The sequence below is a fragment of the Peptoniphilaceae bacterium AMB_02 genome (assembly GCA_036321625.1).
GTDB lineage: Bacteria > Bacillota > Clostridia > Tissierellales > Peptoniphilaceae > Microaceticoccus > Microaceticoccus formicicus.
In genome coordinates this window covers 2,213,900-2,238,746 of sequence record CP143259.1, presented here as the reverse complement: position 1 = coordinate 2,238,746, position 24,847 = coordinate 2,213,900, and the positions used below count along the sequence as shown (strand labels likewise).

The following is a 24,847-nucleotide window of genomic DNA, read 5'->3' as shown; positions in this document are numbered from 1 at the left end:
AATGAGACAGATTAGTTCCAAACTTATAACTGAAGAGGTTAAAAAACTTGTAATAGATGCGAGTCACTTTCTTCCTGCCGATGTTAGAAAAAGACTTGAAGAGTTAAGAGCGGAAGAAGACTGGGATCTTGCAAAATCAACACTTGACCAGATAATAAAGAATGCTGATATTGCTGAAAATGACAGAGTTCCAATGTGTCAAGATACGGGAATGGCAGTAGTATTTGTTAAAATAGGCCAAGAAGTTGAAATAGTAGACGGATATATTACCGATGCTATTAATGAAGGTGTTAGACTTGGTTATGTGGAAGGACTTCTTAGAAAATCTGTAGTCGAAGACCCTCTATATGACAGAATAAACACTAAAGACAACACACCTGCAGTAATTCACTATGACATAGTTCCCGGAGACAAACTGAATATAATGATAGCTGCAAAGGGATTCGGTTCTGAAAATATGTCTAGATTAAAAATGCTTAAACCATCAGACGGAGTTGAAGGAGTAAAAGACTTCGTAATGGAAACCGTAGAACTTGCCGGACCAAACCCATGTCCACCTATAGTGGTAGGGGTTGGAATTGGTGGAACTATGGATAAGGCAACCATACTTGCCAAAGAAGCATTGATGCGTGATATGGACTCTGAGAATCCAAAACCTGAATACAAAGCTCTTGAAGAAGAACTACTGGAGATGATTAACAAATCAGGTATAGGACCTCAAGGTTACGGTGGTAAGAGTACCTGCTTAAGAGTGCTTATAAAGAGCTATCCAACTCATATAGCGGGATTGCCTGTGGCAGTCAATATCAACTGTCATGCAACCAGACATAAAGAAATAGAACTTTAGGAGGGGAATATGATTAAATTACAAACACCATTCTCCAGAGAAGACCTTAAAGATTTAAAAGCAGGAGATGTAGTATATATCACAGGATATATCTATACAGGAAGAGATGCAGCTCATAAAAGACTGGTAGAACTACTTGAAAAAGGTGAACCACTTCCAATTGATGTAAAGGGACAAGTTATTTACTATGTTGGACCGACGCCTGCTCCTGAAGGACAACCTATAGGATCAGCGGGACCGACTACAAGTTATAGAATGGATGCTTACACGCCTCAATTATTAGACGAAGGTCTTATGGGTATGATTGGGAAAGGTAAGAGAAGTCCAGAAGTAATAGATAAGATAGTTGAACATGGTGCTGTTTACTTTACCGCTATCGGTGGAGCAGCTGCACTAATCAAAAGCACAATCAAATCGGCAGAAATTATCTGCTATGAAGATTTAGGTGCTGAAGCAGTTAGAAAGCTCTATGTAGAAGACTTCCCTGTAACAGTCACAATTGACTCAAAAGGTGAAAATCTATACGAAATAGGTAGAGCAGAATATTTAAAATAGTGCAGTCATTGACTGCACTTTTTTATAAATTTAAGCATGGAGAATATATGGAAAAAAACTTTGAAAAACTTAAGAAAAGACTTGAAGAACTTGTAGAAGATGGAGTGATTCTTGCTTTTTCGGGAGGAGTGGACTCTGCATTATTACTGCATGTACTCGCATCGATTAACCCGAATAAAACAATTGCCTTTACTTTCGAAAACCCACTAATGAAAACACGTGAAATAGAGGAAGCGTCAAAACTATGCAAATCGTACGGTATAGAACACATAATACGCAGTGAAACGGATATTCCGGATGAAATCAAGGAAAATCCGATTGACAGATGCTACCTATGCAAGAAACATATCTTTAATACAATCCATGCCGAGAGAGTTAAACAGGGCTTTAAATACATCGTAGACGGAACAAATGCAGACGATATAAAGGTCTATAGACCCGGAATAAAAGCACTTAAAGAACTTGGAATTAAAAGCCCGCTTATGGAACTTGGGATTACAAAAGACGAGGTCAGAAAACTGGCGGCAGAACTCGGAATATCCACGCATTCAAAGCCGTCATCTCCATGCATGGCTACCAGAATCCCATATGAAAAGACCTTGAGTATGAAACTGTTTAAAGCACTTGAAAAAATAGAAAATGGTCTACAGGAGATGGGATTTAAGAATATCAGAGCCAGGGCGCATGATGAATTAATAAGACTTGAACTGGATGAGGAAGACCTAGTAGAGGCGGTAGAAAAGAGAAAACAGATTATAGAACTGATTAAAGAATGCGGTTTTAATTATATAAGCCTGGACCTCGAAGGTTTCAGATCGGGAAGCATGGATATATCGTTAGAAAAAGAAGATAGTGGTCTTAGATTATAAATCTTCATAATTGGGTAAATATAGTAGGAAAGCTATTATCAAAAACATATAAGAAGAGGTGTGATATGGGATTAATTAAAGCTGCAACAGATGCTATAGGTGGAGCTCTAGCCGATCAATGGTTGGAGGTTATTGAAGCTGATGACATGGGAGCACAAACGGTTTTTACCTCAGGAGTACAGGTTAGACGAGACTCTAAAAGAGGAGCCAATGTCAAGGGAACGTCCAATTTAGTAACTGACGGTTCGGTAATTCATGTAAATCAAAACCAATTTATGATTTTAGTAGATGGTGGAAAAATTATTGATTATACTGCTGAGCCGGGGTATTTTAAAGTCGATAATAAGTCTGCTCCTTCCATGTTTAACGGAAACTTTGGAGATGCAATCAGAGAGTCATTCAACAGAATAAAATTTGGTGGAATGCCTCCGACAAAGCAAGAAGTATACTACATCAATACTCAAGAGATAAAAGGAATTAAATTTGGAACCAGAAATGCCATAAACTATTTTGACAATTTCTATAATTCAGAACTTTTCCTTAGAGCTCATGGTAATTATTCGATAAGAATAACAGATCCTATCTTATTCTTTAGAGAAGTTGTACCCAGAAATGCCAGTAAACTGGAAATAGACGAAGTAAACGAACAATACCTATCCGAGTTCTTAGAGGCATTACAGACCTCAATCAATATGCTGAGTGTCGATGGCGAGAGAATTTCTCATGTTGTATCCAAGAGCATGGAACTGAGCAATAAAATGAGAGATGTACTTGATGACAACTGGAAAACACAAAGAGGAATGGAAGTTCAAAACGTAGGTTTGGCAAGTATATCCTATGATGAAGAATCTCAAAAACTCATAAATATGAGAAACCAAGGTGCAATGCTAGGCGATGCTAGAGTAAGAGAAGGTTATGTACAAGGCTCAATAGCCAGAGGACTTGAGGCTGCCGGATCAAATGAAGGTGGAGCAACTCAATCCTATATGGGTATGGGATTCGGAATGGGAGCAGCAGGAAATGTAATGGGCAATTTTTCTACATCAAATATCGAGCAGATGAAAGCTGAAGAAGCTAAAAAAAGCTCAAGAGGCACAAGGAGCAGCTCAAAAACCTGCCGGAGGATGGTTCTGTCCTGAATGCGGTACAGCAAATCAAGGCAACTTCTGTACAAACTGCGGACATAAAAAACCGGAGAACCTTAACAATTCCTGTAGAAACTGTGGCTACACACCACCTGCAGGTGCAGAGGCGCCTAAATTCTGCCCTGAATGCGGGAACCCTTTTAAATAATAAATGTAGGTGATTGACATACTAATTCAAGATCTATTTGGAGAAATAATAAAATACGCAGCAATGATTATAGAATTCCTTGGAGTAGTTATTGTCATAGTAGCAGTAATAAGGGGTTTTTATCAATTAGCTGTAATCAGAAAATTCAACTTTAGAGAAGCCGGCGCAGACGCACTCGTAAGCTCCGGATTATCAACAGCTCTTGAGATTCTTTTGGCTGCAGAAATACTAAAAACTCTTATAGTCAGATCCACTTCGCAGATAATCGAAGTAGGAGCATTGATAATTATAAGGATATTTCTAACCTTGATTATTCATTGGGAACTGATTCAAAAAGAAAGACATGTAGCTGTAAAACAAAAAGAGATGAATCAAGAAAAAGTAAGACAATGTGTAGAAGATTTGGAAATGGGTGAATAAATCCCAAAAACCAAAAATGAAAAAGGTAATGAGTCAGAACCTAAAACATCCTGATTCATTACCTTCTTTTTTTCTATCTCAGAAAGAGGCTTGACATAATTGACTTTTCCGTATAAATATCCATTAAATCCTAGTATAAAATCACCTTTGATGTATTATATATGTATATGTTTGGGTGTATATACGCATGCTTATTTACACTAAATACTTTTTTGTCAAACTACTAGCATTGTTTTTTTTTGTTGTAATTTCATGCAAATATTATTTTATATTCCAGATTTCTTGTATAAATAATTATTTTTTTCAGAAACATAGTTATATTTATACAAAATATTAATTTCACAAGTCTAATCCCATTAGTTTTATGACCTAATTTATTACGATAAAAAAGGACCTATCATTTGGGCAGGTCCTTTTGAGCTTATGGTTATTTTGGAATAACTATTACTTATTTTATTTTTTTAAGTTTGGTAAAAAATGAGGAAGGGGCTACAGGTTCATTATTTCTGCTCTTTAAACTCAGTAGAGTTAGCTGTTTTTTAGCTCTGGTAATAGCTACGTAGAAAATCCGCCTTTCCTCCTCTAAACTTAAATCTATCCCCCTAGGATCGATGTCTACGGATTTATCTGAAGGAAACTCTCCTTCCACTAAATCCACCACATATACCGAATCATATTCCAAACCCTTTGAAGAGTGGATTGTCGACAGGCTTACAGAACCCGGCACTTTGAAAGTCCTGAGATTCTTAATCCTCATAAGTTTCTCTTCCAATTCATAAGGAGACTCTAAGCCCTTGGCGAGCAGTTTTAGACTTTCAAGTATGAGTTCAGTTGAAAATCCTGCCGTTCCGGACCTTTTTATCTTTTCTTTTAAGTAATCAGAATAACCTATGGTATTCTCAATGTATTCTATCGCCCTATCAAGTGGAAGCTTGCTCAATCTCTTAAAAGAGTGTTTCAATTGAAATATTCTGTCTATCTGATACTCCTTTAGATATGGTATCTCCAGAAGTGAATCAAAAACAGTCATTGAAGAATCCATATAGCTCAAATGATTTAAGTAGTCCTTCCTAAGATAAGCATTTAGTTTATAGTAAATCTGTTCATACAAACTTACATCTGTCGTATCTAAAGAAAATTTCAAGATATTTAAAATGTCCTCAATTACATAATGGTCCAAATACGTCCTCTTATCTTTAATACTAAAGGGTATTCCCGCTTTTTCAAAATTGTCTATCAGAGTAAGACCTGAAATATTATTTCTGTACAAAACAGCAATATTGGAGTCCGGATAATTTAACCTCTCTTCTTTTATGCTGTCAATTAAGTATTTGTGCTCGACATGGATATTTTTACAAGTGACGAGTTTTATAGGCTTATACTTATCTTTAGAAGTAGAAATGACCTTTTTATATCTGTTGACATTATCATTTATAAACCTGTTCGAAACCAGCACAATATCCTTGGAAGATCTATGATTCTCCTCCATAAAAAACAGCTTTCCATCGGGATAGGTTTCCCTAAAAGCCAATAATTCATCAGGAGCTGAACCTCTGAAGCCATAGATGGACTGGTCGTCATCAGCCACCATGAAAAGATTGTCATATGGTTTGGAGATTAGTTTTATCATCTCAAGCTGAATCTTAGAAGTATCTTGCGCTTCATCGACTTGTATATATTTATATCTATTTCTGATTCTTCTAAGTATTTTTTCATCCGACATGAGTATCCGATGCGCATTGGTGAGCATATCGTCAAAGTCAATCATATTGTTTTCTGACTTGGTATCCTCATAGAGCTTGTAGAGCTTTATAAAATTCTTAATCTGCGGTCTATGAGAGGCTACGTATTCTTCAGGATTTATCATACTGTTTTTAATAAAAGTAAGAGATGTAAAAAACTCCTCTAAAGTGTCATCTGCTATAAAAGAATTGTTCAAATTATAGTATAGTCTTTTAATAAGAGAGAACTTATTATAATCCGAAACACCTTCAATCAGCTTAAGACTTTTATTATTTTCTTTACTATACGCTCTTAAAATGCTATAGGCAAAGGCATGTATAGTAGAAAAATGAGGACTGGTCTTAGGATTGATGGACTTAATGGCCGATTCATATCTTGACTCCATATCCACAGCCTGAGACTTACTGAAGGTAATCGACAGTATATTATGAGGATTTATTCCGTATATTTTTATTAAATTTTCGATTCTTTTAAGAAGCACGGTAGTTTTGCCGGCGCCGGGTACTGCGAGTACGAGAGCAGGGCCTTTATAGTGCATTGACGCTTCTTCTTGAGCTTTAGTTAAGTTCATAAAATACCTCCATATAGTATTTTAACATATAAGTGAGAGAATTTAATTATAAAGAGAAAAATACAAAATAAATAAAAAGACATATAAAAGACATATAACTATCACATGAAAGTCAAAGTATCTTGCTATAATGCAATTGAAACAAAGAGATGCTTTGTAATAAAAACATGGAGGGATATAATGAAAAGTTTTAAGAAAATCATAATAACAGGAGCCGTTGTACTTACTGCATTGTCTGTAATGGTTCCAAAAACATTTGCTGCAAATGATGTAAAAGCAAGTTTACAAGAGGAATACGATGGCGAAATATACGCTAAGAAAATGTATGAACAATTGGTAGAGAAATTCGATAATGATTCGTATTATTCAAGGCTAGTCAAAGCTGAGTCGAATCATGCAAATTTAGTAGCAAGGGCGATGGCAAAGCTGGGCTATGAAGCAGAAGAGAAAGAAATCGATGTTGTAACAAGCGATGATGAGTTGACTGCATTAAAAGAAGCTCTAAAATTCGAGAATGACGATGTAGCAGCTTATGAAAGCAAGATAAAAAATGCAGAAAATGATATCGAGAAGGCTACCTATGAACGTCTAAGAGAAGGATCAAAACGACATGCCGCATCTCTAGAGAGAGCCATCGAAGACTTCGAAGAAGATGGCATTATAAACCATAGATTTAGTGGTGAGAACAGGAGAATGAACAGAAACGAAAACTGTAATGAGAACTGTTCCGGTGGAGTTGAAAGACAAAACAGATGGCTGAATAATGAAAACAGTGAGGATTTACAAAACTCAAGACAGTTTAGACGATTTAATGATAGAGGAAATAGAGGATTAAATTGTACCGGAGAGTTCAACCGCGAGACTAGGCAAAACAGAGTAAAATAAGTAAACCAGAATAAAGCTTAGATTTTGATGTATTGTATTAAAGTGATATAATAAATAAGAGTGCAAGATGATAACTTGTACTCTTATTTAATTAGTTCTTGATTCAAAGGAGGAGGAAGGAATGGTTCGTTCATTAATCGTCGATGACAATGTGCAGATAACTGAAGTACTCAAGGCTTTTGCCATAAAAGAAGGAATGGAAGTGGATGTTGCATATGATGGTTCTGAGGCATGGGAGAAATTTAAAGCGAATAAATACGATATCATTCTACTGGATATCATGATGCCTGAACTCAACGGGTATGAACTATTAAAGAGAATCCGAAGTGAATCGATGATTCCGGTAATCTTAATAACCGCAAAAGGCGAAGACTACGAGAGGATTATGGGACTTGATTATGGTGCAGACGATTATATCGTAAAGCCTTTCTCGGTAGCAGAAGTCATGGCACGTGTTCGAGCAATACTACGTAGAGTCGAAACTAAAAATCAAAAAAAGCGAATTATTGAAATAGAAAACCTTAGATTGGATATGGATAAATATGAATGTGAAATCGAAGGTGAAAAGATATCCCTTACCAAAAAAGAATTTGAAATACTATGGCTCTTAGTCGAAAATAGTGAAAAAGTATTCACTAGGGACAATCTGCTCGATACTCTTTGGGGCGATGATTATTTTGGAGACCCTAGAACTGTAGATTCGCATATAAAGCGTCTACGCAGCAAACTAGGGAAAAATGAATCTTGGGAAATTGCCACAATACGTGGGGTCGGCTATAAATTTGAGGTTTTGAAATGAATAGTAAAATTACTCTTCGATTAATAATATATTTTTTAATAGTAATTGTACTTTTTTCGGTTGTCACGGGAATAATATATATTTATGCAGGACAAAGAAATATTGAAAAGATGTCCATAAACTACACTATTGATAGAGCAGAACGTCTTTCGAAATCCATACAGAGTCTGCTCTCCGATAATGAGATTATGGGACAGGGTAACCAGAATCCCGATACAGCTGATCCGGAATCAGAAAACGGTATGGAATTAAAAGAAATGAAGGGAAGAGGAAGAAACAATCAAAGCCCAATGCATGCTGAATCTGGAAGGATGATGGGACCCAGAAGAAACAATACGCCCGGAAGGCCTCTTATAAAATGGTTAAATGATCTATTACTGGCAGATATACGAATAGTGGATTTAAAACAAGAGTTAATTGAAGTAGGTCTGGACAAAAAGCCGGTATCCTTTGAAGAACTAAATGAAAAGGAAAGAGAAGTAGTTAAAGCGGCGTCTAAAGGAGAGAGTAAGGCCTTTAGCACCAGCTCCTTTTTTAAGAACATGACAAAGGTACTGGTGGCAACTCCAATAAAAGATGAAGACGATAATATCACAGCAGTGCTGCTATTGGAGGATAATCTGGATACACTACCTCAGTTTGTAAAATCAGCGACCAATCTATTTTTAATCTCTATGATTATTGGGATAATACTTATGACCATACTTGCCATATTCTTTGCCAACAGATTTATCAGCCCCATCAATGCGATTAACAGCTCTACTCAAAAGATGATTATAGGAGATTATGATATCGATTCAGGAGTAGAGCAAAATGACGAAATTGGTGCACTCGCTAGTAATATCGAAACACTGGCGAAGAGACTGGAAGAAGCACGCAGTGAATCTGAAAACTTAAATCAGCTTAAGGATGATTTTATTTCGAGTATGTCCCATGAATTAAAAACACCTGTAACAGTTATCAAATCGTCTTTGGAAGCATTAAATACAGGAGTTGTGGACGATCCGGATTCTGTTAAGGAATATCATGAGATTTTGTTCAAAGAGAGCATAACACTGGAAAAACTGATTTCCGATTTGACCGATTTAAATATTTTACGTAATAAAAAGTATGAATTAAAAAAAGAGGATATAAATCTAGTAGAAGTCTTGAATGATTCAGTACGCAGCCAAGCTCTCATCGCAAGTGAAAAAAATATTAAGATAGAAAAAGAAGTATTGGATACCGTGCTGCCGATCGTAGGAGATTACACAAAACTAAGGCAGATGTTTATCATTGTGATTAATAATGCGATTAAATATTCTTTAGAGAATTCCAGGATTTTAATCAGGCAAACAAAAGAAAATAATCAAAATCTCGTTTCAATTACCAATATAGGCAGTGAAATACCTGTAGAGATAAAAGACCTTATCTTTGAACCTTTTTACAGAGCGAAAGATAAAAAAGTCGAAGGAACGGGGCTAGGACTAACAATAGCCAAAGAGATTGCCAATCATCACATTATAAAAATAGATGTGGAGAGTAAGGACTCTGAAACTACTTTTACATTTAGATGGTAAGTGATATAGGAGTTTATAATCTATTATACCGATTTGAACAGTAGATACTGATTAAATCGGTATTTTTTGTTTAGATAAATCATGTTAATAATTAGGATTTTGAGTTTTATTTTATCTTTTTAATTATCCATCCGTAGAATATACCTTTATTGAGAAAATACTCTAGATGTAGTAAAATAGAGGTGACTAATTTTTTATAAATTATATATGGAGGCGATGTTATGTTAATGTCCGATTTTTTACTAACCAGAAAGTCTGTTAGAACTTTTAAAAACAAAAAGCTTGATAAGAGATCCATTGAGGAAGTAGAGAAAATCATTACCGATATAAATACTGCCGAAGAACATACTGAATATAAATTATTTTTAAATGGCGATGAAATATCTGAGCGCTTGGAAGGAAAAGCGGGTTATGCCGGTGTTATGATTAAAGCTCCTGCTTATATTGCCATGCAAACACTAGTAGAAGAACCTATTGCATATATCGAAGGTGCATATAATCTCGAAAGACTGATTACGCAATTAAAAGCACTTGGACTTGGATCCTGCTGGGTTACTCTATTGGATGTCGAGGAAAGTGAACTAAAATCAATATTCGGTTACACCGTAGGTTATGTAAGATATATACTTGCAGTTGGTTATCCTCCAAGAGATTTAAATATTGGAAAGGCGACTTACAGTAGTAGAATTGGAGTAGAAGACTATGTTTGTAAAGGTGATTTAAACACTAAAATGACCATTGGTGAACTTGAGAGCATGGGCATGGATGATTTATTCTACTATTTAAGAATGGCACCGTCTTCATATAATAAACAGCCTTGGAGATTCGTGATTGATGACAATAGTGTGAAATTATATATTGCAGATCCAAAGGGCTTAAATGATTTTGTGGACATCGGTATAGTTATTTACTACTATAATGAACTTGCCAAGACAATAGGATTACATCCTAAATGGGATATAAATGTAGAAGAAGTAAGTGAAGAATACTATTATGTTGGAGAGACTACCATATAAGACGAGGAGATATTTATGATAATTATTAAAACTCCGGAAGAAATTGAAAAAATGAGAGCTGCCGGCAAGATACTTGCCGGCGTTCATAAGAGATTAAAAGAAATTATAAAACCGGGGATTACAACAAAATATATAGATGAAGTAGCAGATGAAATAATAGAAGCTGCAGGAGCCACTGCTGAACAAAAAGGTTATAAAGGTTATCCTTTTGCAACCTGTACTTCAGTAAATGACGAAATCTGTCATGGATTCCCGCGTGAAGATATAGTCTTAAAAGAAGGAGACTTGATTACCGTAGACATGGTAGTCAATCTGGACGGCTATCTTGCAGATTCTGCATGGAGTTATATAGTCGGAGAGGCGAGCCAAGAAGTTATCGACCTTTACAATACGACTAAGGAATGCCTATACAAGGGAATTGAAGTGGCTGTAATCGGAAACAGGATAGGAGATATAGGCAGAGCAATTGAAGAAGTTGCAAAAGGCGCAGGGTATTCAGTTGTAAGAGAATTTGTAGGTCATGGTATAGGAACGAATATACACGAAGATCCTCAAGTGCTTCACTACAGAACACCTGTAAGAGGACCTAGAATAACAGAAGGTATGGTATTTACAATAGAGCCAATGATCAATGCAGGTCACTGGAAATCAAAGCTTGACGATAACGGATGGACGGCTAGAACCATTGACGGATCGATGTCATGCCAATTTGAACATACAATAGCTATAACAAAAGACGGTCCAATCATACTAACAGATCAAGACTGATTATTGGTGGAAAAATGAAGAAGAAATTAATTGTAATGTCTTTCGATGCATTGGGTGATATTGACTCGGAGGTCTTTGAAAAACTTCCGGGATTTAGATATCTTATAGATAATGGAGCATATATAAAAAAGGTAAAGTCAGTATATCCAACTCTGACTTATGCTTGTCATGCCAGTATAAGTACGGGTAGATATCCGAGGGAACATGGGATTATTAACAATCTGCTATTACAACCGTCCAAAGACAAAATGGATTGGTATTGGTATGAAAAAAATATACAGGGAGATACTCTGTTTAGGGCGGCAAGAAGAAAAGGACTTAAAACAGCAGCTGTACTATGGCCGGTATCAGCCAAGGGCAATATAGACTATAATATTGCCGAGATAATACCACATAGACCTTGGCATAATCAGGTAATTGTATCACTTCTAAACAGTAATCCGATGCTTGTATACAAGCTCGATAAAAAATTTGGACATTTGAGAAAAGGATTATCGCAACCTGAACTCGATAATTTTATAGAAGCATGTTTTTTAGATCTCATAAAGACTTACGGTCCGGATGTTATAATGGCTCATTTTATTGCAGTTGATGAAATGAAACACAATCATGGAATTCACGCTCAGGAAGTAAAAGATGCGATATTAACATATGATGAAAGAATAAGAAATGTAGTAGAACTACTGGAATCCAGAAATGAACTCGCAAACACGAATCTAATAGTATTAAGTGATCATTCCCAAATAGATTTGAAGACGGGACTGAGAGTCAACTCGTTTTTAAATGAAAAGGGTTACTTTAAACTAAAAGGCGGTAAAATAAATAAGTTCGATGCTATAATGCATGAAGCCGGAGGAGCAGCTTATATCTATTCAAAGCATATGGATCATAAGTCGCTAAATAAACTTAGGGCTCATTTAGAAGAGTTTAGAGAAAAGTATGAAGGGATAGAGGAGATTTACACTTCAGAAGAAGCCGAAGCAATGGGAGCCGATCCTGAATGTGCATTTATGCTCGAGGCTGAAGCGGGATACTATTTCATTCAGGATATGAATGGAGAGATTGTTGACCACTCACTTCCTCATCACAAGGCAACTCATGGTTATAGTCCGGATAAACCGAATTATTCTGCAGTATTTTTTGCAATAGGTCCTGATTTTAAAAACATTACTATAGAGAATGCAAATCTTGTTGATATCGCTCCGACCATTTCCAAAGCAATGGACTTGGGATTAGAGGGAGCTACAGGAAGAAGATTAACTGAAATTCTCGTTTAACAGACAAATTGGAGCATTGCAATTCGCATTGCTCTTTTTTATTATCTTCATATTTATTACTCAAGATGGGTATATATTATAAGTAAGACAAAATATTATAAACAATTCATATTATAAATTTGAGAGGAGAACAATATGTCATTAGATCAATTAAGAGAACCGCAAAAAGGAGATAAGGTAGCAACTATCATCACAAATATGGGAGATATTAAAATAAGATTATTCCCAAAGGCAGCACCACTTACAGTTGATAACTTCGTAAGACTAAGTGAGGAAGGATACTATAATGGAGTTATCTTCCATAGGGTAATTCCGGACTTTATGATTCAGGGAGGAGATCCAACCGGAACCGGCAGAGGCGGAGAATCGATATACGGTCGTCCATTTGACGATGAATTTGATGTAGACTACAGGAACTTTAGAGGGGCATTGAGCATGGCAAATGCTGGTCCTGATACAAATGGCAGCCAGTTCTTCATAGTACAATTGGAGTCGGTTCCTGAGGACGGCTTAGAACAGATGAGAGCCGTTGGAGCTGATGGCGGTTACCATGACGATATAATAGAAACTTATGAGAAACTGGGTGGTGCATACTGGCTTGATTTTAGACATACTGTTTTCGGTCAAGTGTACGAGGGTATGGATGTCGTGGACAGTATAAGTAGAGTAAGAAGAGACCCTATGGATAAACCATTAGAGGATGTCGTAATTGAGGAAGTTAAAATAGAGGAATTTTAATTTAAGGGTGAAAAATATGTATAATTTTAGAAACGATTATAGCCAGGGGGCACATGGTGATATTCTAAACAGAATAGTACAAAATAACTATGAGGTCAACCCGGGCTATGGACTTGATATGCACTGCATGAAGGCTCATAATCTTATAGAAAATGAACTGGGAAGATCTGATGTAGACATACACTTTATCTCGGGAGGTACTCAAACCAATCTACTTGCAGCAGCCGCTTTTTTAAAACCATACCAGTCTATAATCGCAATTGAAACAGCTCATATACTGGACAATGAGACAGGTGCCATAGAAGCCACAGGTCATAAGATTATAGAAGTAAAAGGAGTTAATGGTAAACTCCCTACGTCCAGAATCGATGAAGTGATGAGAGCATATGGATCTGAAGCAAAAACTCAGCCAAAGATGGTCTATATTACTAATGCTACTGAGACAGGCACCTTATATACCTTAAAAGAACTGCAAGAGATAAGTGAAAAATGTAAAGAGTACGGACTTCTACTTTATCTTGACGGTGCAAGGCTTGCAGTCGCACTTACTGCAGAGACAAATGATATCAGCCTTAAAGATATCGCAAATTATTGTGATGCATTTTTTATAGGTGGAACAAAAAACGGTCTAATAATCGGAGAAGCACTTGTCATTGTCAATGACAGTTTAAAACCCGGATTTAGATATATGTACAAACAAAGAGGAGCCATGCTAGCCAAGGGATTCTTTATGGGAAGTCAATTTGAAGCACTATTTGAAAACGGACTATTCTATAAACTCGGTAGACATGCCAATGAAATGGCAAAAAAACTGGCAGACGGTCTTGTAAGTGCAGGCGTTGAGCTCTATGAGAAACACTATTCCAATCAGATATTTATACTGACAAGTGATGAGATTATAGAAAAGCTAAAAAGAGATTTTCTATTTGAAATAATGATTCTTCCGGACGGACAAAAAGTTGTAAGATTTGTAACATCTTGGGGCACAACAGAAGATGAAGTGGATGCACTGATTGGATTTTTCGAAGATGTAAAAAATGAAAAATAGCGGAAGAACAGCTTTAATAAGCGATATTCACAGTAATTATATATCCTTGGAAGTACTATACTATGAGCTCAAGACTGAGAATATAGATAATATAATTTTTTTAGGCGACTACTTGACCGATTGCCCCTATCCTATGAAAACCGTTGAGATTATCAAAGCACTTAAGGATGAATACAACTCTGTATTTATTAGGGGAAATAGAGAGGATTATTTACTTGATTACTACTACAATAAACCCGATTGGAGCTCGCCTTCCGGCAGAGGATCATTGAAGTATACCTATGATAATACCGATTTGGAATTTGTCGAATTCTTTATTGATATGCCTTTGAGCATAATCGATGAGAATCATATTTATTGTCATGGATCTCCCGAGAAAAATACCGAGCTACTTCACTGGAACAGGGAAAACACTGATAATTGGCTTTTGAAAACGGATTTAGACATCATAGGCGGTCATACCCATGTTCAAGGCATCTATACGAAGCACGGAAGGACCATTATAAACCCCGGATCAGTCGGAATAGCTTTGGGTAAGGGAAAAGAAGGCAATTATGCAATAATGGAAAACAAAAATGGTGAAATAAGATATGAACTAAAAAGCTATCCTTATGACTATATGAAATTGTATAAGGAGTTTTTAAAGAGCAATCTATTTGAAATAGGCGGATACTTCACCAGAGCCATATATAGAAATATTGTAACCGGAAAGCCAATCACCATGTTTCTACTCAGAGATGCATTTAATGCTGCAAGAGCGGAAGGAATTGAAGGTGATATTATTCCGGAATCTTATTGGGCGAGGGCCGCTGAAAAATATGGATTAACCGGTGATTTAAATGATTAATATTAGACTTGTTGGACATCATTACGAACACGATGTATTTGAACTCGTAAGAGTATTTTTTCCTGGTATGCCAATCAATATAATAAGAGAACAGAGAGGTTCATTTCACGGTCTGTTCTTAGAATCGATATACGATGAAAAATCTCAAATGGCTACAGCATTACTGACTGAATCAAAAGAAGAGATAGCTCGTTCGGAGATATCCATGGAACAGTTCACCTGCCTGAAACTGTTAAAGAACCCGGAAGTAAAAATGATTAAGTCGGCAATCTACGATGCCCTATCCGCTTACACCGGCAAGGTCTTGCCTTGGGGGATAATGACGGGAATAAGACCTGTAAAAGTAGCGCATAGTATGATTGAAAAGGGAATAAATCATGAAGACGGTATAAAATGTCTTACAGAACTTTTTAGAATAAGCGAAAAGAATGCCGGGATGATGTATGATATAGCAGACAGGCAGAGCAAGTACCTGGTATTTGACGAAAAGAGTTTTTCACTCTATGTAAATATCCCATTTTGCCCGAGTAGATGCATCTACTGTTCATTCCCGACAGTTATCTATGAAAGGTATAAAGACACCGTAAGTGAATACGTAGATAAATTGATTGAAGAAATCCAATTGACCAAAGACTTAATGGAAGGCAAGAGCCTTAGTACTGTATACATTGGCGGAGGCACACCTTCTTCCATACCGGTTAGAGAATTACAGCGAATAATCCAAAAGATTAAAGAAGTTTTTGGAGAACCTAAGACGGGCGAGTTCACAGTCGAATGCGGAAGAGCCGATACAATCACAACTCCACTGATTAGAATGCTTGTAGAAAACGGAGTCAATAGGATAAGTATAAATCCACAGTCATTGGTGGATGACACTCTAGAAAGAATAGGCAGAAAGCATACTGAAAAAGAAGTCTTTGAAGCATACAATCTTTCCAGACGACTTGGAATGCAGATAATCAACATGGATTTAATTATAGGACTTCCCGGTGAAAATCAGGAAGATGTCAAAAATACTCTGAAAAAACTTGAAAAAATGGACCCGGAAAATCTTACCATACACACATTGGCAATTAAGAAAGGATCCGATTTAAATAGAAAGTCGGACATAATCCTTGAAGATTCGGATATGGTGAGAAATATGCTGGACATTACTCAGGAATATGCAGAAGATGCAGATTATTATCCATACTATCTCTACAGACAGAAAAATATCTTGGGAAATTTTGAAAATATAGGATATTCAAAGTACGGATTTGAATGCATCTACAATATCATCAGCATGGAAGAAGCTCAAACCATTGTCGGTATCGGTATGGGAGCAGTATCCAAGTTTTATTTTCCTGATGAAGACAGAATAGAGAGAATAGCTAATTTTAAGAGCATAGAAGAGTATATAAACAGGTTTTATGAACAGATAAGACGAAAAGAATCAGTATTGGAAGAATAAATATTGACATATGATTAAGAACTTGATACAATCTAGTTAACAAAACTAAATGGAGGAATGTATGAACGAGTTAGCTTTAGAGAATAAACCAATTGAAGTATATGAATGGGAAAATATTCCGGATTTTGGAATATATAGCGATCAATTACTCACAATTATCAATGATTCAGAAATAATAAACGATACTGATCAATACATGACCTCAAGTATGATTAATAACTATGTGAAGCTTCAGGTTATAGAAAAACCTAAAAAGAAAAAATACTATCGATATCAAATAGCGGCACTTATGATGATTGCTCTAATGAAATCAATTATGAGTATTAAAGATATCGGAGTATTCATATCAAAATCGCAAAGAGAAATTGGCATAGACAGACTTTATCATATCTTTTGTGAATCGATAAAAAATAAAGGTAATTCACCGGAAGATTCTATTTTAGAAGAGGAAAAAAGATATAGAAGAGCCCTGGACAGCATGGTAAAAGCCATCAATTCCAAGCGTGAACTGGGGATTATACTTAAGGATTTCTCAAATAATGAGGTATGATTATGAACAATAAATTATATACAATCAAAGAAGAAATTATGAATGCCATAACTCATGGTTTGGGAGTGGTCTTGACCATCGGATTTACAATCCCTATCTTGATAAATGCAGCAAAAGTCGGTAATTCTACCAAAATAATGGCATTTACCATTTACATGATTTGTTTAACGGCTATGTTCTTGTCCTCTACACTTTATCACTCGATAACCAATGTAAAGGCGAAGAAACATCTAAGATTGGTAGATCACTGTGCAATATTCCTATGCATCGCAGGAACCTATACTCCGATACTCCTACTTGGTCTTAAAGGCTTAGTCAGCAGTATCATGCTGGGAATCGTATGGACGATCGCAATACTTGGGATTATCATTAAAATAGTGTCCTTCAAAAAAACCAATTTAAAAGGCGCAGAGAAATTCTCAATATTTCTATATCTAGCCATGGGCTGGATGTCCTTGATAATTGCAGGAAGCATAGTGAGACAATTGGGATGGAGCTTCTTTCTGTATCTCGTCCTGGGAGGAATCCTATATTCAGTAGGAGTTTACTTCTATAGAAACAGAAATATCAAGTTCAACCATGCAATCTGGCATTTGTTCATACTTGCTGCATCAGCCAGTATGTTTATAGGGATTGCGTATTATTTAGGATAGATAATATAGATTAATAAAGTCTTAAACTTATTAGACTTATTAAGAAAAGAAAATAGTTTTAATATTCCTCCGGGATTTTTCTCGGAGGATATTTTATGCAAAAAAATAAGTTATAAGAATCATATAATATAAGCTAGGTAAAAACTAGGGTTTTAAATTTACCACACTAAAGCATTGACCATAAAACATAATAGTTGTATAATACAACTATAAGGAGGGATCAATTTGTTAATCTGTGATATCAGCATTCTTAACCGCATGGGTAAGCTTCTGTTGGATGAACGCTTAAAAAATGCCGGATTTATATGGAGAGAGATGGTTGTATTGATGGTTCTAGAAGAAAAACCCGGCGCAACTCAGAATTTTGTGGTCAAATTCCTTCAAACAGATAAGGCAAATGTAAGCAATCTAATAACTACAATGGAGGAGAGGGATTTAATAGTAAGGCGAACATGCGAGGAGGATAGAAGATTTAAAGGTCTTTACCTTACCGAAAGTGCAATTGGTCATCTTCCGCAGCTTCATAAAATAGTGAATGAATGGGAAAAGGAGTGCTATTCTTCCTTAACTCAAGAAGAACTGAAGGTATACAAGGAACTTAATAAGAAGATTATTGAAAATATGCTATTTAAAGAAAGAAATTGATGGAAGGAGAAATTGATGATTAGGAATCAATGGTATTCCATACTTACATCTAAAGAGGTAAAAAACAAACCTGTCGGCATTAAAAGACTCAGTATGGATATTGTATTATTTCGAGATAAAGACGGAAATGTACACGGTTTCTATGATCAGTGTAGTCATAGAGGAGCCAAATTGAGTAAGGGTAAAATTGTAGGTGACTGTATACAATGCCCTTTTCACGGTATCCAGTTTAATCCTCAAGGTATATGTGAGACTATTCCTGCAAACGGAAGATCTTCTAATGAAGATTATGAAAGATTCAATCTAAAAAAATTGATATTAAAAGAAGTATATGGAATTATTTTTCTATGGTGGGGAGAAGATGAACCGGGAGAAATAAGATTTTTTGAAGAGCTTTTAGACAAGGATTATTCGGATGCAGAACTATACGATCCATGGTCCACTCACTATTCAAGAGTCATAGAAAACCAGCTAGATGTAATTCACTTGCCCTTTGTCCATCACAATACCATAGGAAGAGGAAACAGGACGCTGGTAAATGGACCAAGTATTAACTGGGAGGACGATAATACTCTTATTTTCAGTCCGAACAATGAAGTGGATAGGGGACAAAAACCAAAAAAACCGAGTGAAACTAAACCGGGTAGAACATATTTAAAATTTATCTTCCCAAATATGTGGGTGAATTTCATTATTGACAAGGTTAAAATACTTGCATTATTCGTTCCTGTGGATGAGGAAAATACCATGCTCATTATCAGATTATACAACAGGCTTACCGGGATAAAAGTCATAGACGGATTTATTGCATGGACTTCTAAATTATTTAACTTAATCGTAGAAAGACAGGACAGAAGAGTCGTTATTACTCAAAGACCAAAGACTACTAAACTAAAAATGGGAGAGAACTTAGTCCAAGGGGATTTACCTATTATAGAATATAGGAGAAGACGTGAAGAATTAAAGGAAAAGAGGTAAAATCATGAAAATAGGAATATATTATTTCACTAGGACGGGCAATTGCAAAAGAATTGCCGAGAAGATTGGAGAAAAGTTAAATTTAGAAGTTTTTCCAATTAAAGACGATGTCGACTGGACGGGTTTTAAAGCATATTTTAAATTTCAATCATATGCTAAGGGAAAAAAGAAAATGGAAATTACTTATCATGATACAGATAAATTCGATAGATTTATACTGGTATCACCGGTATGGGGCTCCAGGATGCCGCCGACTGTAAAACTGTTTTTAGAAAATATACCGATGGAAAAAGTAGACATGGTAGTCTCCTCAAAAATGGACAAAATGAGAGGGATAGAGGATGCGAATCGGATAGTACACATTAAACAATACAGTAGTGGAGAGGACGAAAAGATTGAAGAGTATATCAAGACTTTTGCATAAAACAAAATGAAACGATGCATTTTACTGATTGATAAATGCATCGTTTTTGTGATATTTTATCTCTTGGAATTTTATAATTTATCCACTATTTTTTCGATAATATCTACCCTGTTAAAGGGGGTAATCAAATAAATTCCATCTAAATAATCTTCGGCTTTTTGGATGAATTCAAGTGTTAAATCCACAGCCTTCCTGGTTGCCTCATCAGCATCTATATTCTCGTAGAGTTTAATTATATCTGTGTCGACTGTAATTCCGGCAATCTCCTCATTCATAAAGACTGCATTCCTGTGACTTACTATGGGTATGAAGCCTCCCATTAACTTAGCATCCAGATTTTCTTTTGAAAGCTTTAAATTCACAAGGGCACTTTGCGACAATATCGGCTGAGTGAAGAATACTTTAGTTCCCATTTCTTCTTTTTTCTTAGCTTTTCTAAGTTCATGTTCAAAGTTAAGTGCATTGATATTAAGTGCACCTGAAGTTATCATTTTATTGGTGAACAGATTTTCATTGAGTTCATTGATGTACTTGGTCAAAAGCGTGGAATTGAAATTAAATACCGACTTTATTTCATCTCTCTGTGCACTTGGAATAGGATCTCCCGTAACTAGAATCAGGTTTAGAATATTCTCTACATTCAGTCCAAGTAGCAGTGCCTTAGTGGCATTTAAATTCCTGTCTCTACAAGTCAAGTGGACTATGGGATCTATATCTATTTCATTTTTTATTTTAAAAGCCATCAGTGAACTGTCGTATCTTGCACGACCAACCGGACAATCGGCTATAGTTATCGCATCCACACCGACTGATTTTAGCTTTCTGACATTGTTCATGTATTCTTTAATATCACAAGAGGCAGGAGGATCGTATTCGACGGCTATAACTCTCTTACCGGATTGTAATTTTTTATAGAATAGATTTTCACTTGGTTCGGTATGAAGCCTTTGAGTTTTTCTGGAATGTACTACGACAGGAGCCTCGGTTTCTCTGCTCTTGACTGTATCTGCCAGTTTTTGTATATGTTCCGGAGTGGTTCCGCAGCATCCTCCCAATATTTCAAAACCAAGATCCATAAACTCGGTCATAGTATTGGCAAAGTACGATGAGTTGTCGGCATAGTAAGTTCTATTTCCGACTACTGTAGGATAACCCGCATTCGGCATAATTGAAAGCTTGGTCAGTGGAAGTTTTATATTCTTTACATATTCCAATAGATGATATGGACCGGAGACACAGTTAAAGCCCACAGCATCAAAATGCTCAGCCATTTCCATAATTAGATTTTCGCCATTATAGCTGGATCTGGTATATCCATCGGGACCGATGGCAAAGGAAGCTATAATAAATGGATTCTCTGTTTTGCTTCTTATATACTCAGAAAGCTCATGAAGATAATCAGGCGTAGAAAATGTTTCAAATAAAAAGTTCTCAATCCCCTGGTCTAGAAAAATATCTATTATACTCTTATATTCCTGTATTATGGACTCCGAGTCTTCTCCTTCTATAGGACCAATATCTGCAAAGACCTTTACATTATTTTCTTTTGCAACCTGAAATGCAAGTTCGCAGGCAGCAATAATTATCTTTTCGATGATATCCGGCATGGCAGAAAGTGAAATGGAATTCGCTCCGAAAGTATTGGTTTTTATAGCGTTTGCACCGGCAGCTACATATTCTTGGTGGATTTTAAGCACAGTATCTCTGTCGAAGAGATTTGCCATCTCACATTCAGGAAGCGGATTTTTAGCTATATTTCTATAATAGGTGCCCATGGCACCGTCAAATATCAATAAATCATTGTTCATATTATCAACCTATTTAAAAACCTTTCTTGCGATTTCTACGCCTGCTCTTGCATCGGCAGCATAGAAGTCTGCACCTATTTTCTCTGAATAATCTTCTGTAAGTACAGCTCCGCCTACCATCACCTTGGTTTTCGGTGAAGCATTTTTAATCTTTTCAATAGTCGTCCTCATAGCCTCCAAGGAGGTGGTCATCAGTGCACTTAGACCAACAAGCTCAATATCCGATGATAAAACTCCTTCAACTATGCTTTCCGGATCGACGTCACGGCCCAAATCTATCAATTCGTAACCGTAATTTTCCAAGATGACCTTAACTATATTTTTACCTATATCGTGGATGTCTCCCTTTACGGTTGCAACCAGTATCTTGCCTTTGGATATAGGGTTTTTATCAGAAGTTTGCATTTGTTTTTTTAGTATATCGAAAGCGACTTGAGATGCGCTGGCCGATCTTATGAGTTGAGGGAGATAGATAACTCCCTTCTCGTAGTCTTCTCCAACCAAATCCAGTGCCGGAATTAAGTACTTTTCTATGATATCCATCTCAGAATTTGTCTTTAGTAGTTCATGTGTAAGTACTTCCGTTTCGCTTTTCAAACCTTTGGAGATTGCAGAAAAAATGTCCTCAGAAGTGTTTAATACTTCCGGCTTTAAATTCTTACAATCAGCATAGATTTCTATAAAATCAGTGGAACCCTTATCGTGTCCGCTCAAAACTCTAAACGCATTAATTGCGTTCATCATTTCGGGTTTTAGAGGATCTATAATGGGTAGATCCAGACCATTGGCAAGAGCTAAAGTCATAAAAGTACTATTCAGCAAATCCCTATTGGGTAAGCCAAAGGAGATATTAGACACTCCAAGAGTCAGTTTTACTCCGTATTTATCTTTAAGCAGCCTCATTGCCTTTAGAGTTTCTGTAACGGCTTCTTGCTCGGCACTTGCGGTCAGAGTTAGGGCATCTACAAATAATCTCTCAGTACCAATTCCCAAATCAGCTGCTCTTTTGATAATCTTCTCCGCGATTTCCACTCTCTTCTCAGCCGTTTTTGGAATACCTTCATCGTCCAGAGTCAAGACTACCAGTGAGGCTCCATACTTGGCAGCAAGAGGGAGTATTTCATTCATGGATTTTTCCGTACCATTTACTGAATTGATAATTGGGCAGCCATTATAGACTCTAAGTGCCTTTTCCATTGCAGTTGAATTGGACGAATCAATTTGTATTGGACAGTCCGTTATGCTCTGGATTTCTTTGATAGCCATTGGAAGCATCTCAGCTTCATCTACGTCCGGGAAACCTGCGTTTACATCCAATACAGAAGCTCCGCTTTCAGCCTGTAGAGCGGCTTCCCTTAGTATATAACTAAGGTCTTTAGTCTTAAGTGCATTTTGAATATCAGCTTTTCCCGTAGGGTTTATTCGCTCTCCTACAATCCTGATATCATCGACGAAAACACCCCTCGTTGATGATGAGAAGAACGGCAACTCGGGATTGGTATTGGGAGTATACACAAGGTCTGAAATCGCGTTTTTCATCTCTGAAATATAAACAGGATCAGTGCCACAGCATCCTCCAAAATACTTTACGCCAAGATTTGACAGCTTACTCATTGCATCTGCAAAGACTTCACTGGTCAAATCGTATTTTCCCGTTACGGGATCCGGTAGTCCGGCATTCGCCTTAACTATTAAGGGTAGATTAGTGTGCTTGGAAAGTTCTTCGACAATGGGGTAGAGCTCAACAGGTCCCAGAGAACAGTTGACACCAAGAGCAGTAACGCCAAGTCTATCGGCAAGTTTTGCAAAACAAACGGGAGGCACACCCGTAAATGTCCTTCCATTCGCCTCAAAAGTCATCGTAGTCAAAATGGGCAGGTCTGAATTTTCACTAGCTGCCAGTATTGCAGCCTTAAGCTCATAAAGATCGGTCATCGTCTCGAAAATTATAAGATCCGCACCTTGAGAAGCTCCGGCAATAATAATTTCTTTAAATGTTTCATAGGCAGTCTCAAACTTAAGAGGTCCGCTTGGCTCCATCATCTCGCCTAAGGGACCGATATCAAGAGCAACCTTTACATCTCTATCTTTCGCTGCAGTCAGAGCATTATCTACCGCAGCTTTTACGATTTCTTCAGTAGAATATCCGGTACCTGCGAGTTTAAACCTATTTGCACCAAATGTATTCGTATATATAATCTCGGCACCTGAATCTATGTAGTCCTTGTGGATTTTAATAATCTCGTCAGGACTTGTTATATTGAAGACCTCAGGTCTTTGACTTATATCTAAATTTGTCTTTTGCAGCATGGTACCCATAGCACCGTCTAAAAAGACAAAACTATTTTTTTCTAGCACAGTATTCACCACTTTCCTTTAACTTACATTCAAACCTAAGCCTACAATCAGAACATCTGTCATATGTATATTTAGAAGGCTCGTCACACAGTCCCCAAACGGCAATTATAGATTTGCGTGGTAGCATTAATCCTGAATCAGCCACCTTCAAGCCAATCCGCCTCTCAGTGTTTAAAAGCTGTGATATAGGACGATTTATCTCGATGGGAACCTCCCCGTAACCAGGAGAAAATCTTTCTGTAAAATGGATATTAGAAATCAAATACTCGGATCTAAGCTTTGAGTAAACTTCATCTGCAACAGATTCAATCATAGAACTTGCACATGCATCTACAATGAGAGCACCCGCCAAGTCCAAAATCTGAGTCTTTCTTATATACTCATCTATGCTAAGTCCAAGAGTAAGTGCAATTAAAATACAAGCATTACAATCTTTAAATAATTCCCTAAAATCAGGATAATCAAAATTTAGTCCCGGTATGGATAGCTCGCCGGAGTCAAATGGAAACTGTCTGTAAACATACTTTATATTCGCCCTGTCATATACGGACTCGTATGTAGATTCAATCTCATTTAAATAGGAGTCATCCTTATCCGAAGCATAACCTAGGATGGCCAAAATCTCTGAAATATTCATTTTTGGTTTTAAAATATGATTTCCAAATTCCATATCCGAAGCCTCATAACTTTCTATTACTTTAATACGTTTACTCATGATGTTATTAACTGATTATAGCATAGCTTAT

Annotated in this window: 24 protein-coding genes; 20 read left to right on the top strand and 4 right to left on the bottom strand. The window is 36.6% G+C overall.

The window, feature by feature from the left end; translation table 11 throughout:
* Window position 1: 1 nt before the first annotated feature.
* The 5 genes from VZL98_10610 (at window position 2) to VZL98_10590 (ending at window position 3,984) form a co-directional block, all read left to right on the top strand.
* Window positions 2-847, top strand: a complete 846-nt coding sequence (locus VZL98_10610; protein ID WVH63134.1) for a fumarate hydratase — start codon at window positions 2-4, stop codon at window positions 845-847.
* Between the two features lie 9 nt (window positions 848-856).
* Window positions 857-1,402: a Fe-S-containing hydro-lyase gene (locus VZL98_10605; GenBank protein ID WVH63133.1), complete on the top strand. Its 546-nt coding sequence runs from the start codon at window positions 857-859 to the stop codon at window positions 1,400-1,402.
* Between the two features lie 47 nt (window positions 1,403-1,449).
* Window positions 1,450-2,271: an ATP-dependent sacrificial sulfur transferase LarE gene (gene larE, locus VZL98_10600; protein WVH63132.1), complete on the top strand. Its 822-nt coding sequence runs from the start codon at window positions 1,450-1,452 to the stop codon at window positions 2,269-2,271.
* Between the two features lie 65 nt (window positions 2,272-2,336).
* Window positions 2,337-3,410, top strand: coding sequence for an SPFH domain-containing protein (locus VZL98_10595; protein ID WVH63131.1), 1,074 nt, complete (start codon window positions 2,337-2,339; stop codon window positions 3,408-3,410).
* 163 nt (window positions 3,411-3,573) lie between these two features.
* The gene (locus tag VZL98_10590) at window positions 3,574-3,984 is read left to right on the top strand and encodes a DUF1622 domain-containing protein (protein ID WVH63130.1); all 411 of its coding nucleotides are present in this window, start codon (window positions 3,574-3,576) and stop codon (window positions 3,982-3,984) included.
* 448 nt (window positions 3,985-4,432) lie between these two features.
* Here VZL98_10590 and VZL98_10585 read toward each other — a convergent pair whose 3' ends face one another.
* A complete protein-coding gene (locus VZL98_10585) occupies window positions 4,433-6,298 on the bottom strand; it encodes an ATP-dependent helicase (protein ID WVH63129.1) in 1,866 nt (621 codons plus the stop codon).
* Between the two features lie 180 nt (window positions 6,299-6,478).
* On the opposite strand from VZL98_10585, the gene VZL98_10580 reads away from it, so the two are divergent.
* The 15 genes from VZL98_10580 to VZL98_10510 all read left to right on the top strand — a co-directional run bounded on the left by VZL98_10580 (window position 6,479) and on the right by VZL98_10510 (window position 19,935).
* On the top strand, window positions 6,479-7,183 hold the full coding sequence (locus tag VZL98_10580; protein WVH63128.1) for a hypothetical protein: 705 nt from the start codon (window positions 6,479-6,481) through the stop codon (window positions 7,181-7,183).
* Between the two features lie 121 nt (window positions 7,184-7,304).
* Complete coding sequence (locus VZL98_10575; protein WVH63127.1) at window positions 7,305-7,982, top strand: response regulator transcription factor; 678 nt, start codon at window positions 7,305-7,307, stop codon at window positions 7,980-7,982.
* Window positions 7,979-9,541: a HAMP domain-containing sensor histidine kinase gene (locus VZL98_10570; protein WVH63126.1), complete on the top strand. Its 1,563-nt coding sequence runs from the start codon at window positions 7,979-7,981 to the stop codon at window positions 9,539-9,541. Before VZL98_10575 ends, VZL98_10570 begins: the two co-directional genes overlap by 4 nt.
* 227 nt (window positions 9,542-9,768) lie before the next feature.
* A complete protein-coding gene (locus VZL98_10565) occupies window positions 9,769-10,557 on the top strand; it encodes a nitroreductase family protein (GenBank protein WVH63125.1) in 789 nt (262 codons plus the stop codon).
* Window positions 10,558-10,572: 15 nt separating this feature from the next.
* Window positions 10,573-11,325: a type I methionyl aminopeptidase gene (gene map / locus VZL98_10560; GenBank protein WVH63124.1), complete on the top strand. Its 753-nt coding sequence runs from the start codon at window positions 10,573-10,575 to the stop codon at window positions 11,323-11,325.
* 14 nt (window positions 11,326-11,339) lie between these two features.
* Window positions 11,340-12,602, top strand: a complete 1,263-nt coding sequence (locus tag VZL98_10555; GenBank protein ID WVH63123.1) for an ectonucleotide pyrophosphatase/phosphodiesterase — start codon at window positions 11,340-11,342, stop codon at window positions 12,600-12,602.
* A gap of 135 nt (window positions 12,603-12,737) precedes the next feature.
* Window positions 12,738-13,340 (top strand): peptidylprolyl isomerase, encoded by a 603-nt coding sequence (locus VZL98_10550; GenBank protein WVH63122.1) that lies wholly within the window; start codon window positions 12,738-12,740, stop codon window positions 13,338-13,340.
* Window positions 13,341-13,356: 16 nt separating this feature from the next.
* A complete protein-coding gene (locus VZL98_10545; GenBank protein ID WVH63121.1) occupies window positions 13,357-14,388 on the top strand; it encodes an aminotransferase class I/II-fold pyridoxal phosphate-dependent enzyme in 1,032 nt (343 codons plus the stop codon).
* Window positions 14,378-15,235: a metallophosphoesterase family protein gene (locus tag VZL98_10540; protein WVH63120.1), complete on the top strand. Its 858-nt coding sequence runs from the start codon at window positions 14,378-14,380 to the stop codon at window positions 15,233-15,235. The genes VZL98_10545 and VZL98_10540 overlap by 11 nt, the downstream gene beginning before the upstream one ends.
* A complete protein-coding gene (hemZ, locus tag VZL98_10535) occupies window positions 15,228-16,685 on the top strand; it encodes a coproporphyrinogen dehydrogenase HemZ (GenBank protein WVH63119.1) in 1,458 nt (485 codons plus the stop codon). The genes VZL98_10540 and hemZ overlap by 8 nt, the downstream gene beginning before the upstream one ends.
* 61 nt (window positions 16,686-16,746) lie before the next feature.
* On the top strand, window positions 16,747-17,235 hold the full coding sequence (locus VZL98_10530) for a DUF1836 domain-containing protein (protein ID WVH63118.1): 489 nt from the start codon (window positions 16,747-16,749) through the stop codon (window positions 17,233-17,235).
* A gap of 2 nt (window positions 17,236-17,237) precedes the next feature.
* Window positions 17,238-17,888, top strand: coding sequence for a hemolysin III family protein (locus VZL98_10525; protein WVH63117.1), 651 nt, complete (start codon window positions 17,238-17,240; stop codon window positions 17,886-17,888).
* A gap of 225 nt (window positions 17,889-18,113) precedes the next feature.
* Window positions 18,114-18,533, top strand: a complete 420-nt coding sequence (locus tag VZL98_10520; GenBank protein ID WVH63116.1) for a MarR family transcriptional regulator — start codon at window positions 18,114-18,116, stop codon at window positions 18,531-18,533.
* A 15-nt stretch (window positions 18,534-18,548) separates the two neighbouring features.
* Window positions 18,549-19,511, top strand: coding sequence for an aromatic ring-hydroxylating dioxygenase subunit alpha (locus tag VZL98_10515; GenBank protein WVH63115.1), 963 nt, complete (start codon window positions 18,549-18,551; stop codon window positions 19,509-19,511).
* A 4-nt stretch (window positions 19,512-19,515) separates the two neighbouring features.
* On the top strand, window positions 19,516-19,935 hold the full coding sequence (locus VZL98_10510) for a hypothetical protein (protein ID WVH63114.1): 420 nt from the start codon (window positions 19,516-19,518) through the stop codon (window positions 19,933-19,935).
* A gap of 71 nt (window positions 19,936-20,006) precedes the next feature.
* Here VZL98_10510 and VZL98_10505 read toward each other — a convergent pair whose 3' ends face one another.
* From VZL98_10505 to VZL98_10495, 3 genes are read right to left on the bottom strand one after another with little or no spacing between them, the layout of a single operon-like run.
* Window positions 20,007-21,743, bottom strand: coding sequence for a bifunctional homocysteine S-methyltransferase/methylenetetrahydrofolate reductase (locus VZL98_10505; protein WVH63113.1), 1,737 nt, complete (start codon window positions 21,741-21,743; stop codon window positions 20,007-20,009).
* A 9-nt stretch (window positions 21,744-21,752) separates the two neighbouring features.
* On the bottom strand, window positions 21,753-24,101 hold the full coding sequence (locus VZL98_10500) for a homocysteine S-methyltransferase family protein (GenBank protein WVH63112.1): 2,349 nt from the start codon (window positions 24,099-24,101) through the stop codon (window positions 21,753-21,755).
* Window positions 24,085-24,816 (bottom strand): vitamin B12 dependent-methionine synthase activation domain-containing protein, encoded by a 732-nt coding sequence (locus VZL98_10495; GenBank protein ID WVH63111.1) that lies wholly within the window; start codon window positions 24,814-24,816, stop codon window positions 24,085-24,087. Before VZL98_10495 ends, VZL98_10500 begins: the two co-directional genes overlap by 17 nt.
* Between the last annotated feature and the right edge of the window lie 31 nt (window positions 24,817-24,847).

Bases quoted from the DNA above. Each gene is read 5' to 3' on its own strand.
- VZL98_10610 (WVH63134.1), top strand. From the start codon at position 2: ATGAGACAGATTAGTTCCAAACTTATAACTGAAGAGGTTAAAAAACTT.
- VZL98_10605 (WVH63133.1), top strand. From the start codon at position 857: ATGATTAAATTACAAACACCATTCTCCAGAGAAGACCTTAAAGATTTA.
- larE (WVH63132.1), top strand. From the start codon at position 1,450: ATGGAAAAAAACTTTGAAAAACTTAAGAAAAGACTTGAAGAACTTGTA.
- VZL98_10595 (WVH63131.1), top strand. From the start codon at position 2,337: ATGGGATTAATTAAAGCTGCAACAGATGCTATAGGTGGAGCTCTAGCC.
- VZL98_10585 (WVH63129.1), bottom strand. From the start codon at position 6,298: ATGAACTTAACTAAAGCTCAAGAAGAAGCGTCAATGCACTATAAAGGC.
- VZL98_10580 (WVH63128.1), top strand. From the start codon at position 6,479: ATGAAAAGTTTTAAGAAAATCATAATAACAGGAGCCGTTGTACTTACT.
- VZL98_10575 (WVH63127.1), top strand. From the start codon at position 7,305: ATGGTTCGTTCATTAATCGTCGATGACAATGTGCAGATAACTGAAGTA.
- VZL98_10570 (WVH63126.1), top strand. From the start codon at position 7,979: ATGAATAGTAAAATTACTCTTCGATTAATAATATATTTTTTAATAGTA.
- VZL98_10565 (WVH63125.1), top strand. From the start codon at position 9,769: ATGTCCGATTTTTTACTAACCAGAAAGTCTGTTAGAACTTTTAAAAAC.
- map (WVH63124.1), top strand. From the start codon at position 10,573: ATGATAATTATTAAAACTCCGGAAGAAATTGAAAAAATGAGAGCTGCC.
- VZL98_10555 (WVH63123.1), top strand. From the start codon at position 11,340: ATGAAGAAGAAATTAATTGTAATGTCTTTCGATGCATTGGGTGATATT.
- VZL98_10550 (WVH63122.1), top strand. From the start codon at position 12,738: ATGTCATTAGATCAATTAAGAGAACCGCAAAAAGGAGATAAGGTAGCA.
- VZL98_10545 (WVH63121.1), top strand. From the start codon at position 13,357: ATGTATAATTTTAGAAACGATTATAGCCAGGGGGCACATGGTGATATT.
- VZL98_10540 (WVH63120.1), top strand. From the start codon at position 14,378: ATGAAAAATAGCGGAAGAACAGCTTTAATAAGCGATATTCACAGTAAT.
- hemZ (WVH63119.1), top strand. From the start codon at position 15,228: ATGATTAATATTAGACTTGTTGGACATCATTACGAACACGATGTATTT.
- VZL98_10530 (WVH63118.1), top strand. From the start codon at position 16,747: ATGAACGAGTTAGCTTTAGAGAATAAACCAATTGAAGTATATGAATGG.
- VZL98_10525 (WVH63117.1), top strand. From the start codon at position 17,238: ATGAACAATAAATTATATACAATCAAAGAAGAAATTATGAATGCCATA.
- VZL98_10515 (WVH63115.1), top strand. From the start codon at position 18,549: ATGATTAGGAATCAATGGTATTCCATACTTACATCTAAAGAGGTAAAA.
- VZL98_10510 (WVH63114.1), top strand. From the start codon at position 19,516: ATGAAAATAGGAATATATTATTTCACTAGGACGGGCAATTGCAAAAGA.
- VZL98_10505 (WVH63113.1), bottom strand. From the start codon at position 21,743: ATGAACAATGATTTATTGATATTTGACGGTGCCATGGGCACCTATTAT.
- VZL98_10495 (WVH63111.1), bottom strand. From the start codon at position 24,816: ATGAGTAAACGTATTAAAGTAATAGAAAGTTATGAGGCTTCGGATATG.